This is a genomic window from Ensifer sp. B1-9 (assembly GCF_050474445.1).
GTDB lineage: Bacteria > Pseudomonadota > Alphaproteobacteria > Rhizobiales > Rhizobiaceae > Ensifer.
In genome coordinates this window covers 346,655-360,753 of sequence record NZ_JBCHVG010000003.1, presented here as the reverse complement: position 1 = coordinate 360,753, position 14,099 = coordinate 346,655, and the positions used below count along the sequence as shown (strand labels likewise).

At 63.0% G+C, this 14,099-nt stretch carries 13 protein-coding genes; 9 read left to right on the top strand and 4 right to left on the bottom strand.

Annotated elements, in window-relative coordinates; all coding sequences use genetic code 11:
• The first annotated feature begins 6 nt into the window (after positions 1-6).
• The 3 genes from ACQ5BM_RS07440 to ACQ5BM_RS07430 are packed head-to-tail and all read left to right on the top strand — an operon-like array spanning position 7 to position 3,280.
• Complete coding sequence (locus ACQ5BM_RS07440) at positions 7-1,203, top strand: sialidase family protein (RefSeq protein WP_429809682.1); 1,197 nt, start codon at positions 7-9, stop codon at positions 1,201-1,203.
• Entirely contained in the window at positions 1,200-2,156 is a 957-nt protein-coding gene (pdxA, locus tag ACQ5BM_RS07435) for a 4-hydroxythreonine-4-phosphate dehydrogenase PdxA (protein ID WP_429809680.1), read from the top strand. The genes ACQ5BM_RS07440 and pdxA overlap by 4 nt, the downstream gene beginning before the upstream one ends.
• A gap of 5 nt (positions 2,157-2,161) precedes the next feature.
• Entirely contained in the window at positions 2,162-3,280 is a 1,119-nt protein-coding gene (locus ACQ5BM_RS07430) for an iron-containing alcohol dehydrogenase (protein ID WP_429809678.1), read from the top strand.
• Between the two features lie 162 nt (positions 3,281-3,442).
• Here ACQ5BM_RS07430 and ACQ5BM_RS07425 read toward each other — a convergent pair whose 3' ends face one another.
• Together ACQ5BM_RS07425 and ACQ5BM_RS07420 are read right to left on the bottom strand one after the other, a co-directional pair.
• Entirely contained in the window at positions 3,443-4,144 is a 702-nt protein-coding gene (locus ACQ5BM_RS07425) for a FadR/GntR family transcriptional regulator (protein WP_429809676.1), read from the bottom strand.
• 3 nt (positions 4,145-4,147) lie between these two features.
• Positions 4,148-5,176 carry a four-carbon acid sugar kinase family protein gene (locus ACQ5BM_RS07420; RefSeq protein ID WP_429809674.1) on the bottom strand — a complete coding sequence of 343 codons (1,029 nt, stop codon included), beginning with the start codon at positions 5,174-5,176 and terminating at the stop codon, positions 4,148-4,150.
• A 414-nt stretch (positions 5,177-5,590) separates the two neighbouring features.
• Between ACQ5BM_RS07420 and ACQ5BM_RS07415 the strand changes: the two genes are divergently transcribed.
• The 6 genes from ACQ5BM_RS07415 (at position 5,591) to ACQ5BM_RS07390 (ending at position 12,444) form a co-directional block, all read left to right on the top strand.
• Positions 5,591-6,580, top strand: a complete 990-nt coding sequence (locus ACQ5BM_RS07415; RefSeq protein ID WP_429809841.1) for a GlxA family transcriptional regulator — start codon at positions 5,591-5,593, stop codon at positions 6,578-6,580.
• A 185-nt stretch (positions 6,581-6,765) separates the two neighbouring features.
• Positions 6,766-7,827: a hypothetical protein gene (locus ACQ5BM_RS07410; protein WP_429809672.1), complete on the top strand. Its 1,062-nt coding sequence runs from the start codon at positions 6,766-6,768 to the stop codon at positions 7,825-7,827.
• 280 nt (positions 7,828-8,107) lie between these two features.
• Positions 8,108-8,725, top strand: coding sequence for a PE-PGRS family protein (locus ACQ5BM_RS07405; protein WP_429809670.1), 618 nt, complete (start codon positions 8,108-8,110; stop codon positions 8,723-8,725).
• A gap of 190 nt (positions 8,726-8,915) precedes the next feature.
• The gene (locus tag ACQ5BM_RS07400; protein WP_429809668.1) at positions 8,916-10,631 is read left to right on the top strand and encodes a type I secretion system permease/ATPase; all 1,716 of its coding nucleotides are present in this window, start codon (positions 8,916-8,918) and stop codon (positions 10,629-10,631) included.
• 19 nt (positions 10,632-10,650) lie between these two features.
• Positions 10,651-12,078 (top strand): HlyD family type I secretion periplasmic adaptor subunit, encoded by a 1,428-nt coding sequence (locus ACQ5BM_RS07395; protein WP_429809667.1) that lies wholly within the window; start codon positions 10,651-10,653, stop codon positions 12,076-12,078.
• Between the two features lie 96 nt (positions 12,079-12,174).
• Complete coding sequence (locus ACQ5BM_RS07390; RefSeq protein WP_429809665.1) at positions 12,175-12,444, top strand: transposase; 270 nt, start codon at positions 12,175-12,177, stop codon at positions 12,442-12,444.
• Here ACQ5BM_RS07390 and ACQ5BM_RS07385 read toward each other — a convergent pair.
• Together ACQ5BM_RS07385 and ACQ5BM_RS07380 are read right to left on the bottom strand one after the other, a co-directional pair.
• Positions 12,413-13,186, bottom strand: a complete 774-nt coding sequence (locus ACQ5BM_RS07385; protein ID WP_429809663.1) for a LuxR C-terminal-related transcriptional regulator — start codon at positions 13,184-13,186, stop codon at positions 12,413-12,415. The two genes, ACQ5BM_RS07390 and ACQ5BM_RS07385, sit on opposite strands and share 32 nt — an antisense overlap.
• A 315-nt stretch (positions 13,187-13,501) precedes the next feature.
• On the bottom strand, positions 13,502-14,068 hold the full coding sequence (locus ACQ5BM_RS07380; RefSeq protein ID WP_429809661.1) for a methylated-DNA--[protein]-cysteine S-methyltransferase: 567 nt from the start codon (positions 14,066-14,068) through the stop codon (positions 13,502-13,504).
• Between the last annotated feature and the right edge of the window lie 31 nt (positions 14,069-14,099).

Below are 14,099 nucleotides of genomic sequence, written 5' to 3'. Positions count from 1 at the left end.
AGCCCCATGGACCCGGAAGAAATCGCCCGCAGCATGAATGGCCTGCTTCAAGCCGCCTCGCCCGGGCGCATGGAAGCGCTATTGCCTTCGCCGATGATCCAGAATCATGCTGCCTTCCTGCATCTGCTTTCAGATGGCGCGCTCGCCTGCGCGTGGTTCGGCGGCACGCTCGAGGGCAAGTCGGATATCTCCATCTTCGCGTCCGTCCTGCCGAAGGATGCGATGCAATGGGGTCCGCCGCAGCGTCTGAGCTTTGACCCTGCGCATTCGGAGCAGAACCCGGTGTTTTTCACCGCGCCCGACGGCAGGCTGTGGCTCTTCCACACCTCCCAACCCTCCGGCAATCAGGACGAGTGCCGGATCCGGATGGCCGAGATCCGCCGCAACGCATCCGACCCGCTGACACTGGCGACGACCGAGGGCCGTTATCTCGACCTCCCCCGTGGCTGCTTCATCCGTGCGCCCCTCGTGGTGCGCGCTGACGGCGCCTGGCTGTTGCCGATCTTCCGCTGCGTTCAGCGCCCTGGCCAGAAGTGGAACGGCAGCCACGATACCGCCGCCCTCGGCATTTCGCTCGACCAGGGAGAGACATGGCAGCTGGAAGAATTGGATCAGTCCATCGGCTGCGTGCACATGTCGCCGGTGTCGCTCGGCGACGGCCGCCTTGCCGCCCTCTTCCGCCGACGGCAAGCGGACTGGGTTTATAGAACCGAGAGCCTCGACGAGGGCCGGACCTGGTCGCGGCCGGAAGCAAGCGACGTCCCCAACAACAATTCCTCGATCGCCGCCCTGCGCCTGAGCGACGGCCGGATTGCGATGATCTGCAATCCCGTCAGCGCGGCCGACACTGCCGAGCGGCGCGCCTCGCTCTACGACGAACTTGGCGAGGACGACAGCCGCCCCGACGCCGACCCGACAGGCGGCTGTGTTCCGGCCTGGGGTGTGCGGCGTTCACCCGTCGCCCTCTGCCTCTCCGAGGATGGCGGCAAGACCTTCCCTGTCCGACTGCTGATCGAAGACGGCCCCGGCACATGCCTTTCCAATGACTCGACCGACGGCCGCAACAAGGAGATGTCCTATCCCTGGCTGCTCGAGGGGCCGGACGGCACCATGCACCTCGCCTACACCTATCACCGGCGCGCCATCAAATATGTCCGCCTGGCCCCTGGCTGGGACAACGCCGACCAATGGAGACCTTCATGAGCAATATCATCGGCATAACCATGGGCGACCCGTGCGGCGTCGGCCCCGAAATCTCGGTGCGCGCGCTTGCCGACATGTCGCAGCAGGAGCGCGACACGATCCGGATCTACGGCAATCTCGCCACGCTCGAAGCGGCCCGTGCTGCCCTCGGTCTCGAGGTTGACCTAGCGTCGCACGTCGTGGATCTGCCGATCGAGGGTGCACCGCTTCCCTGGGGACAGTTGAGCCCGATCGCCGGCGACGCAGCCTTCCGCTTCATCGAAAAGGCGGTGCGCGACGCTGAAGCCGGCGTGATCGGCTGCATCGTGACGGCGCCCATCAACAAGGAAGCGCTGAACCTTGCCGGCCATCACTATGACGGCCATACGGGGATGCTGCGCAGCCTGACGGGTTCGAAGGCGGCCTATATGCTGCTTGCCTCCGAGCGGCTCAAGGTCATCCACGTTTCGACCCATGTGGCGCTGCAGGAAGCGATCCAACGCTCAACGACCGAACGGGTTCTCGCCACCATCCGCGCCGGCGACGCCCATCTCAAGCGCATCGGCTATGCGGCTCCCAAAATCGCGGTCGCCGGCATCAATCCCCATTGCGGCGAGAACGGCCTTTTCGGCACCGAGGATGACGACCAGATCGCGCCGGCCGTCGCGGCGGCGCGGGCGGAAGGCATCGATGCCTATGGTCCGATCTCCGCCGACACGGTGTTTCACCGTGCCTATTCGGGCGCTTTCGACCTCGTGGTCGCGCAATATCACGACCAGGGACACATCCCGGTGAAACTCGTCGCCTTTGACACCGCCGTCAACGTGTCGGTGGACCTGCCGATCGACCGCACCTCGGTCGATCACGGCACAGCCTTCGACATCGCCGGAAAAGGCATCGCCAACCACGGCAACATGAACTCCGCCATTGCCTACGCCCGCAAGCTCGTGGCGGGCGCTGCCAAGCGAGGATGACCTCCATGACCATCGCTCCGATTACTCTTCATCAGCCGCGCCGCCTGGCCGTCGGCGCCGGCACGATCGCAGATGTCGGCGCCTGGGCGACAGACGCGGGCTCGGTCCTCGTCATCGCAACACCGATCACCGCAGGCTTCGTCGATCGCCTGAAGCTTTCGGGCCGCGCGACGGTGTTTGACGCGATCCCAGGCGAACCGGATGTCGATACCCTGAACGCCGCACTCGACGCCGCTCGCCGGTGCAAGCCGGACCTTATTGTCGGCCTTGGCGGCGGATCTGTGCTCGACGTTGCCAAGCTGGTTGCCGTACTTTGGGACTCAGAGCAGACGCTTGCCGATGTTGCCGGGCCGAACCGGGTTCTGGGCCGCAACACGCGCCTTGCCCAGGTGGCGACGACCGCCGGTACTGGCTCCGAAGCCGGCATCCGTTCGCTGATCACCGATCCGGTCAAGGGAAACAAGATCGCGGTCGAAAGCCCGCATATGATTGCCGATTTCGCCGTTCTCGATCCGGAGCTCACCTATTCCGTGCCGCCGGCTGTAACTGCCGCTACCGGTGTCGATGCCATGGCCCATTGTGTGGAAGCCTTCACCAACCGCCGCGCCCATCCGATGATCGACGGCTTTGCCCGCATGGGCTTCAAGCTCGTCGGCAAGTACCTCGCGCGCGCCGTCAAGGATGGTGCTGATACCGAAGCGCGCGAAGGGATGATGCTCGCCTCCTATTACGGCGGCATCTGCCTAGGTCCGGTCAACACGGCCGCCGGCCATGCCATCGCCTATCCGCTCGGAACGCGGCTTCGCTTGCCCCATGGCCTGGCGAACGCGATCATCTTTCCGCACGTGCTTGCCTTCAACCAGTCGGTTGCTGTGAACAAGACCGCGGAAGTCGCCCGGGCCTTGGGCCTCGGTGAAAATCTCCCCGCCAGCAAACTCCTGGATGCAGCCTGCGGCTTCTGCCGCGAGCTCGGCATCGAGATGTCGCTTGCCGCGCACGGCGCCAAGGCCGACGACCTGCCGCTCTATGCAAGCGAGGCCCATGCCAACCGCCGGCTGATGGACAACAACCCGATCGACATGGGCGTGGAAGACGTGCTCGCCGTCTACAGGGCAGCCTTCTAAAGCATGTCGCGCAAAAGTGTGCGGCTGTTTTGCGATAGCGACATGCGAAATATCAAAGACTTAAAGCGCAAGGAGCGAATGTGAAGGATCGCGGCGCGCTTTAGTTCATCGGACGCTGCCGAAATCAAAGCCCCGGCGCCACCGGGGTTTTGCAATTGCCGACTACTTCGTCGCCTGGAACAGGCGCTCGCGGGATCCGGCAAGGTGGTCATGCATGAGTTGTCTTGCCCTTGCGGCTTCCCGCGCGGCAATGGCTTCGGCAATCGCTTCGTGCTCCGCGAAGACCCGCGTCAGCCCGGTAGTCTCCCGCTTGACCGAAGCGCCGTGAAACCGCATGCCGACGGCGATGTGATCCTTCAGCGCTTCCATCGCCGTGAAAAAATAGCTGTTCTGGGCGGCACGCGCGATTGCGAGATGAAACTGGAAGTCCGCATCCTCCCGGTGCGATTGCCGATTGGTGGCGTCCCGCATCAGTTCCAGCGCCTGTCGGATGGCAGCCAGGGTGGTGGCATCATGCCGCTCGGCCGCAGCCGCCGCAGCGGCCGGCTCGACCGTCAGGCGGAACTCGTAGCAGTTCAGAAGATCGGCGACGTTCTCCAGTTGCCCGAAGCCAAGCGGCTCACGCATGCCGACGGCACGAACGAAGCTGCCCGCCCCCCGGCGCGAATAGATGAAACCCTGCTCGCGCAGCCGGCGCAGAGCTTCGCGGATGATGGGCCGGGAAACCTCGAACTCGCTTGCCAGATCATGCTCGGTCGGCAAGCGCTCGTCCGGCTTGTAGGCGCCGGACTTGATCGCACGGTGCATGCGCTCAAAGACGAGATCGCCGAGGCTTTTGCGTGCTGTTCCGTTCTCCAGTCCCATCCGTCATCCCATCTTGCGGAGGACAGCCTCCGCGATTTCCTTCAGTGTCTCCGGCGCGCCGAATCCACCGGACTTGGCGATGATGCAACGTCCTTCGACCTCAGCCAAGCCCAGGCCAGGCAGGCATTCGCCAAGCAGCCGAAAACGCCGAATGTCCATTCTCTTCAAAACCGCCTCTGCGGTTGCGCCACCGGACAGAAGCAGTGTCCCTGCCGCTTGGACGAGGCCTGGACAAACGCTGTCGGCAAGCGCTTCGGAAACCGCCTCCGGCGTCGCCTCCCCCTCGCCTGGCACCGCCTGCACAAGGGTGATCGCGCCGCCAGCGTCGTGTTCTTTCACAAGTCGCCCATTCGGCGCCGGCAGGTAGGACAGAGCAATCGCGCTGCGAAGCGCGTCAATCTGGGCAAGCGTAATCGGGTCCCGCGAGCCGATGACGAACAAGGCCGGCCCGATCGCCACTTCGGCAGCGCGCGCTTCAGCTCCGCCGCTCATCCGCTCGGCAAGCGCTTCAGCCAAGCCACGCGCTCCGATCAGCAGATCCGTGCCGCTTCGCTCCGCCTCGTCGAGCAGGGCGCGCATTTCGGCCTCGGTCGATGCATCCGGGATCAAGGCCTTTGCCGCATGCCGGCCGAGCCTCTCGGCAACGGAAATAGGTGCATCTACTCCGAAGCCTTGAACACGGCCGGATGTCACCACCCTGCCAAAGGCAGGAATGGCCGGCGCCACCAGCGCAGAATGGAAGGCCATCGCGTCGAGTTCGGCAACAATATTGCCCTTCAGACGAGAGTCGACCTTCTTGAAGATCCGCGAACCGGAAGGCAGGGCGGCGAGAGCGGCGGCGGAATGCTGCTTGGCAATTTCCGCGCTCAGTTCGCGCGAGCCGAGATTGACCGACAGCACGTCCGGTTCCGCCTCCAGAGCATCACTGATCGCTTCGTTCGCCAAGGCGACTTCGACGTGGAAGCCCCTCGCGGCAAACGGTGCCGCGGCATCCAGTGCGCCGGTCAGGTCATCAGCGACAATGGCGAGCATCTCATGAGTCCAGCTGATTTGTTGTTATCTTTATAACTATCTTTTCTGTTGAAATGTCAATCTTTTTTGAACTCATATTTACAAGTAAGAGGGCTTCCCGGCCACACGCCGCCGTCACGCAACATGGTACCCGCCGCAGGTCTGCCTCATCCCGCGATGAGCACCCGCCAGGACAGGATTTGAAAGATGGAACGCTTCGAGCGCCGGCTGATCTTCATGAGTGATTGTGATCCCCTGGCACGCGGATTTCAGATAGGATAACGGATCGGATGATGGTCGCAGAACGCGAGGCTCGCGGTTCCTATTGTCGGTGCTTGCGACATTGCGCCACGATCCTCAGGAGGTGTCTTGGCCGTGACGGGTGGCCTACGGGCGCCAACTGGGAGAGAAATTGAAAATGGGTTCTCAATGACGATGAACACGAAATCCAATGATGCTGCAGCCAACCGTCTCAAGATCGGCTTCGTACTGGCGCGATCGTTCACGCTCTCGGCCTTCGCTCTCTTCATCGACACGCTTCGGCTGGCTAGCGACGAGCTTGACAAATCGGGCCGCGTGCGCGCCGACTGGCAGGTCCTCGGCAATACCCGCCATCTGATCGCATCCAGTTGCGGGGTTCAGGTGGCGCCGACATCTGGCCTCGTCGACCCCGGCCAGTTCGACTACATCGTGATGGTCGGCGGCCTTCTCAAGAACGAACATCCGATCGACGACGAGACCATCGCTTTCCTGAAGAAGGCAGCCTCAAAGAAGGTGCCTTTGATCGGCCTGTGCACCGGGACCTTCATCCTGGCGGAAGCAGGACTAATGGCGGGGCACGTCGTTTGCGTCAGCTGGCTCCACTATCAGGCATTCCGCGAGCGCTTCCCGGATCTGAAGGTTCGCTCCGACCGCCTCTTCAACCTCGACCGCACCCGCGGGTCCTGCGCCGGCGGCAGCAGCGCGGCCGACATGGCGGCCCATATCGTGCGCCTCCACATCAGCAGGGAAGCGGAGCGCAATGCGCTGGAAGTCCTGCAGATCGACAAGGCCCGCTCGCATCTTCATGTGCAACCGAGAAAACCGCTCGCGATCGAGAGCAACGATCCGCGCCTGAACGCTGCCCTCATCATCATGGAGCAGAATACCGAGAACACGATCTCGATCCCGGAGCTGGCGGCCTCCGTCGGCCTGTCGCGGCGACAACTCGAGCGCCTGTTCATGGAAAAGGCGAAGATGTCGCCCGCACATGTCTACAGGAAGTTCCGGCTGGAACGCGCCAAGCACCTTCTCACCCAGACCGATGCTTCGCTCATTGAAATCGCCCTCGAAGTCGGCTTCGAAAGCGCGGGGCATTTCTCCAGGATGTTTGCCAAGACCTTCGGCCAGTCGCCGCGCCAGATGCGCGCGACACTGTCGAAATGAAACCTGCTTTGCGGTTCTCGGGGCTCGGGCCGCGATAGCCGATCGACTAATGGCCTCCCCGAACGGACGTAGCCGAATTGCAGGCTCACCTTTTGCCGCAACCGCCTTCAAAATAGTTCGCAATGCGCGCTCGCACACGCCGCATGATCGTGCTGCGAGGGAGCGAGCCTATGGGAGTCAAGGCGATGACGGAAACTCGTCTTTTGTCGGAAGAGGCACCGAACGCGAACTCCAATCAGAGCACGGTCGCCGGCGGACATCTCGCGCTGGTTCCGACATGGCTTCCGCTCGACATAGCGCCGGCGCAGAACTCGGCCGGAAGCGGCGGCAACGGCACCAGCCTGGGCACGATCGGCAGCAACACGCTGGCGATGTTCATGCCGTCGAATACAGCAATCGCCGGCCCGCATACGGACGTCGAGGCACACCAGGGTAACAACGCGCTAATGAACCAGCACGTCACCGAGATGGCCGGCATCGGTGGCGAAGGCGGGGACGGCAACGTGGCGGTCGGCCATGGCGGCGGCAGCGTGGCCGGCGGTGGCGGTGATGGCAGCTTTTTTGGCGGCCTCATCAGTACCGACACCGCTGTGTTTGCGCCGTTGAACCTAGCGGTGGCGGCCGGTCCAGGCGCGAGCGCCTCGGCCGGGCAGACAAACAATGCCGCCTTCCTCCAGGGCGCCACCCAGATCGGCGGCGTTGGCGGCTCGGGCGGGGACCATAACGTTGCCGGCAATACCGCCCCCGCCCCGCAGGGCGCGACGTTCATCTTCAATGGCGACGCCTATGCGGGCCACGGCGGCGACGGCACTTTCATCGGCAGCATGGTCGACGTAAACGTCGCGGTGTTCTCGCCGATCAATATCGCCGTCGGCGCCGCCGGCGGCGATGCCCATGCCACGCAGACGAACAACGTGATCTTCGACCAGGGCGGCGTGCAGATTGCCGGCGTCGGCGGCAAGGGCGGCGGTTTCAACCTCTCCTCGGACACGATCTTCACCGGAAGCGGGGTCGCCGGCGGCGGCGGTGACGGCTATTCGAACGGCAGCACCGTCGACGTCAACATCGGCTACTTCCACCCGATCAACATCGCCGTGCCTGCGGGCGGCATCGCGGAAGCCGACCAGCTCAACCACCTGCTCGTCGACCAGCATACGCTGCAGATCGGCGGTATCGGGGGAGCTGGCGGCGAAGGCAACATCGCCGATACCAATACCGCGCTAATCGACGACGTCCTGCACGGCTGATGTGTGGCGCTCCAAAATCAGGATCGGCAACCGGTCTTAACGCGGGGGAGCGGCCCGGCTCATTGCTCACGATCAACATCCATCGAATCGAACCCGGACAAATTTGCGCCGGCAAAACCTGCGGCACTGCAGACCCTACCCAAAGGAACGTCTCCAAATGTCCGGCTGGTTCCCCCCGATGATCACGCGCACCATGGTTTGCGCTGACCCCCGCCCGTGGCGGTGTGCTGTGGCATCGAACCGTCCAAGACTACGGGGTAACAAGTAGAGGAGAGACGCTATGCCTATTACGCAAGTGACATCAGACACGATTAACCTGACCAATCCCACTGCGGGCGACGCGAATGCAGGTAACGGTGGCGACGGCACCAGCAACGGCGATATCTTCTACAGTCCAGTCGCCACTCTCGCCAGCACACAGACTGTCGACGGCGCAGACCCCACGGTCGTCAATGGCGACAATGTTGGGCAGGGCGCTGACTGGGGAACCGGCGACGCCAATGGCGGCGGCCTCGTTCAGACGCCGATCGCCACCCTTGCAGGCCTCACCAATAGCGGCGCAGCCCTCAGCAATAGCGGCGCCGCCGGTGCAGGCGGGAACCCGACCTCGAGTGGCGACCAGAGCAATTCGAGTGGCGGCAACGTCGTGGGCATGGGGGCGGACACCACCGCCACCCAGACCAATACACTCGTTGCCGACCAACATGGAACGATCATTGCAGGCATGGGCGGTGCCGGCGGCAGCGGCAATGCGGCCCTCGGTGGCGATATTTCCGCAGCTTTGGTTCATTCGAACCCGATCTCGGAAACCACAACGACGACCAACACCACGGCGGTCTCGACTGTACTCGACAATTTCGACAACACCTTAGGCAGCATCAGCGACATCGGTATCTGAGTCGCTCGACAAGGATCGCCGGCCATGGCCGGCGATCCTCCTATTCGCCTTTCCTGCGGCACCGCGCCTCCGTTCGGACGCGCAAGGTGCCGTAGCACGTTGAACCGCTGCGGGATTTTGTCCTGAGATCGATTTTGGTCCAGAGAGTCCTGTGGGAACTGAGCCGCCGTGTCAGTATCGAGATCTGATAATGACAACGAATTCGACAGGAGCGCACCTTCCTCCGACCCATCTCGTCATCGCTCTCAGGGCCTGCACCGGGGCGTTCCTGCTGGTCTTCCTTTATAGCTGCGCCTATAACCTGTTCCTGCTCGCTCCTTCCATCTACCTGCTGCAGATCTACGATCGCGTCCTGTCGAGCCGCAGCGCCGACACGTTGCTCATGCTGACGCTCATCATCGCGGCGGCGGTATTGGTCGGCTCGATCCTGGATATCGTGCGGCGCGCGGCATTGTCGCGGATCGGCAGTTGGCTGGACCACCGCCTGCGGCCGGTCGTGCTGACGGCATGTTTCGAGTACGGAGCCCGCACCGAAACGGGCCTCGCCAACGACTGCTACCGCGACCTGTCGACCCTGCGCCAGTTCCTCGACGCACCGGCCAGTTCGCTGCTTTTCGACGTTCCCTGGGCGCCGATCTTCCTGCTGCTTCTATTCCTCGTCCACCCGCTGCTCGGAACCATCGGCCTCTTCACCGCGCTCACTTTGCTGCTGCTTGCCATCGTCACGGAATTCTCGACCCGCCAACCGCTGGCGAAAGCGAACCTGGCACTCTCCCGCAGCCACGTGCGTTTCGCGACCGCACTGCGCTACATCCAGGTCATTCGCGCGATGAACATGCAGAACGGCGCCGCTCAACTCGTCTACCGCGACGCCGAGACCGCGCGGCAAGCGCAGGACGATGCGATGAAGCGCACCGAGACCATTCTCGGGCTCTCGAAATCCGTGCGCATGCTGGCGCAGATCCTGATGATGGGGTCGGCTGCCTGGCTCGTCCTGGAGGAAAACGGAAACCCCGGCATCATCTTCGTCTCCAGCCTGCTTCTCGGTCGCGGGCTTGCACCGGTCGAGGGCGCGATCGGCGCGTGGCGCGCCGTTGCTTTCGCCTATGCCGCATTCAAGCGCATCAACACCATGCTGATTTCGATCGCCGCGCAGGACAATGTGCGCACGATACCGATGCCCGAAGCGGGCGGCCTCGTGCTCGAGCGCGTCGGCTACACCCTTCCCTCGGGTAACCGCCAGATATTGAATTCCGTCACCTTGCGGCTGATGCCGGGCGACTGCCTTGCGCTGATCGGTCCCTCCGGCTCCGGAAAGTCCACCCTTGGCCGCATCATCGCGGGCGTGCAGCCGACGACCTTCGGCAACGCCCTGCTCGGCGGCGTCGATATATCCACCCTCCGGCTCGGAGGCGGCATGCGTCACATCGGCTATCTGCCGCAGGACATCGAACTCTTCGGCGGCGCGGTGAAGGACGTCGTCGGCCGGCTCGACGGCGGCGACGTCAACAAGGTCATCGAAGCGGCAAAGCTTGTCGGGCTGCACGATGTGATCATGCAGCTGCCACAGGGCTATGAGACGGATATCGGCGACGGCGGCGCGACCCTGCTTCGGGCCCAGCGCCAGCAGTTGGGATTGGCGCGCGCGGTCTACGGCAATCCCGCGCTCGTCGTCCTCGACGATCCCAATTCCAGCTTGGACTATGATGGCGAACGCCGATTGTTTGCAGCAATCGCCCGCATGCGCGCCATGGGGATGATGATCGTCATCATCACGCACCGCATGGGCATTCTCCCCGTGACCAACAAGATCGCGATCATGCGCAACGGCACGATCGAAGCCTTCGGCGACAGCGACTGGGTGTTCGATACCTATCTGCAACCACCAGCGCGAGCGGGCACGTGAGCAGGGAGGCACGAAAACGATGGAGCTCATCAAATCCGACCTGACCCGACGCGGACCTGAAATCGATGGCTACGTCTCAGACAGCAAGGGGATAGCCAGGCCCCAACCCTCCGCCGCCGTCGCCACCTGCCTTCCGCTGACACTTGCCGGCGCTTCACCGATGTCGAGGCTGCGGCATGTCGCCTGGACGGGAAATCTGCTGGTCGGCGTCTTCGTCGTGGGCCTCGGCATCTGGTCGGTTCTTGCACCGCTCAGCAGCGCGGCGATCGCGTCCGGCGTCATCGAGACCGAAGCGAACCGCAAGACCATCCAGCATCTTGAAGGCGGGATCGTCAGGCGGATCCTTGTCCGCAACGGCGACGCGGTATCTGCCGGTCAGGTGCTGATCAAGCTCGACGACACGAAACCCCGCTCGGAACGGGACAGCCTTCGTGGCCAACTCTGGGATGCCGAGGCGCGGCAGGCGCGGCTGACCGCCGAGCAGGACGGTTCGGACCACGTCGCCTTTCCGCCCGATCTCGTGGAGCAGGCCGGCAACTACCGGGTGATCCGCGACATTCTCGACGGGCAGCAGAACATCTTCGATGCACGGCGCCAGGTGATGCAGTCGGAGATCGTGATCACGCAGCAGAAGATCAAGGAGGTGCTGGAGGAAATCGCCGGCCTGAGCGCCCAGAAGGCATCGCTGGTCGAAAGAAACGCCATATCGCACCAGGAGCTTGAAACCGTCTCGATGCTGACCGAGAAAGGCCTCGAACGAAGGAGCCGGGCCCTCGTCCTGGCCCGGGAAAAGGCTGACATCGGCGGCCAGATCGGCGAAGTCTCCGCACGCATATCCCGCGCCCACCAGGTCATCAGCGAGTCGCAGTCCTACATCGTCAAGCTGCGTAGCGACCGACTGAATGAGGTCGCGCTCACGCTGCGCGACACGGAAAACCAACTGGCGCAACTACGCGAACGCCTGAACGCCATCGATGATCAATTGGCGAGAACGGAGATCCGGGCGCCCGACGACGGAGTGATCATGGACCTGCGCGTCCACACCACAGGCGGCGTCATCGGTGCCGGAGAGCCACTGGCCGACCTCGTACCGGACACCGGCGCGCTGGTCGTGGCAGCGCGGGTGAAACCGGAAGACATCGCCCAGGTCCATGCCGGGCTTGAGGCTCAGGTCCATCTCATTCCGTACAACCAGAGGCGGGTTCCGCTGCTGAAGGGCACGGTCTCCTATGTGTCCGCCGATCACCTTGTCGACCGGCAAACCGGGCACAGCTACTACGCCGCAACGATCCGCGTTACCGATGAGCGGCTGGGTCGGATGCCGGGCGTGGAGATGGTACCGGGCATGCCGGTGCGGGCCATGATAGAGACCGGTACGAGCAGCGTGGCGCTTTATGCGTTGCGTCCGTTGATTGACAGTTTCAACACCGCATTTCGCGAGAACTGAGATATGCCGCGCGGGTACGCCGTGGCCTATCCCATGGGCTCTGTTTCTTGCCCTCGCGATCACATGTGCCACTCGGTTCCCCGAAGGACAGCCGCGATGGGCAAACGCAAGTTCAGTGACGACGAAGTCCTGGAGATCCTGAAGGAGCATCAGCACGGTGCAACCGTCGCCGATGTCTGCCACCGGCATGGCATCAGCCAACCGACTTTCTATCGGTGGCAGTCGTTGCAAATCAGAGGCCCTAACTTCGATGCGGACCGCGTAAAGGCGCTCGAAGTGGAGAATCAGAAGCTCAAGAGGCTGCTGGCCGAAGCCATGCTGACGGCGGCCACCCTCAGCGAGATGCTCGAAAAGACATCACGTTGACGACGCTGCTGCCGTTGGCGGCGGTGGCATGACCATCGCCGGCGGTTGCCCGATCTGCGAGCAAGGCGACGACCTCGGTTCGGTTCTGCACCTGCAATTTACGCATGATGTGCTGCAGATGCATCTTCACCGTATGGTCGGATAGATTGAGCTTTCCGGCAATCACCTTGTTCGAAGACCCGCAGCGCAGCTCGGCAAGGACGTCCGCCTCGCGGGGCGTGAAGTCGGCGAGCGCAAACTCGCTTCGGTAGGCGCTGATCGGCACCCTTTCACTTTGGCGAGCGACAGCGGCACAATCGGTGAGCGCGGCAAGCGGGTCTGGACAGAAGACGCCACCGGCAAGGATCAGCCGCAAGCCTGCAAGCGCCAGTTCGATCCGCAAGGATGTCGTGAAGAAGCCGCGAACGCCAAGCTTGAGAACGTCGGCGGCAGTCGCCTTGTCGTCCGTGTCCGAGAGCACCGCAACCGGCACGTCCGGAAAGCACTTGCGAATTTTCGCGAGCGCGTCATGCAAGCTGTACCAGACGTCGCTTCGAGCGCTCAGGTCCAGCACAATTAAACGCACGTCGTAGCCGAGCGCCTGGTCAAGGCAGTCGGTCGAAACCATATCGATAAAGTTCCAACCGGAGAGTTCGCACTCGAGAATGGCGACGATGACGCTGCGCACCAGCGCCTGACGTTCTATCACGATCCCCGTTGGCGTACGGTCCTTGCGGCAGGGCGTTCCTGAACTGATGGACATGCGTCACCCCCAGGATTCGTTTGCGACAAGATTGTGACGCTAAAATATTTCCGTTCTGATAGTCTGTCATGAGAAAATCGGAATTAATCCGATTGGGCAGCTTCGGCAACATTTTGAAAACACTATGTATTTCCCGAAATGCCGATGAAGCTTGTAACATATGTTGAGCAGTATGTCCGAGAACCTCTCGGAAAGAGGGTGGCGTGGCGCAACCATCAGTCACCCCCTGTTCCCACAACACACGCGCACGGCGTCCCATTTAATTCGGCAAAAGCGACCTTGAGCGCCCGATCCGTCTGGCGGTCGTCGAAGTATTTAGAACCCGAAGGACTGTTGCGTCGGTTCGGCCGGCTGACCCAATTGGACGCCTTCCAGCTCGAGCATGCGGGTCTTGGTGGTGGAACCGCCGGGCGCCGAGAAGCCGCCAATCTTGCCGCCGGCGGCAAGCACCCGGTGACAAGGGATGATCAAGGATACCGGATTCCTGGCCATGGCCTGACCGACATCACGCGCCGCCTCCGGCCCGGCACCCAGCTCCTTTGCCAGCGCACCATAGGTGGTGGTCTGTCCCCACAGCAGCGCGCGGGTCGCGGCATAGATGCGGCGGAAGAGCTCGTCCTGCCCTTCCAGATCGACCGTAAACCCGGTGAAGTCGACTTCCTTGCCGTCGAAGTAGCGTCGGACGGCTTCGACGGCTTCCCGGATTTCGCAGGTCGGCTCCCAAGCCTCGGCGACCGGCAGGCGCCGCAACAGCAGCCGCTCGGTTGCCTCTGCCGTGCGGGTCGGCAGCTGGAAGCGCGTGATGCCCACGTCGTTCCAGGCGATACCGCAAAACCCGGCGGCAGTCTCGAAGATGAAATAGCGATGTCCTGCCTGGCCCATCGGTACGGCCTCCCTGTGTCTACCCATCAAA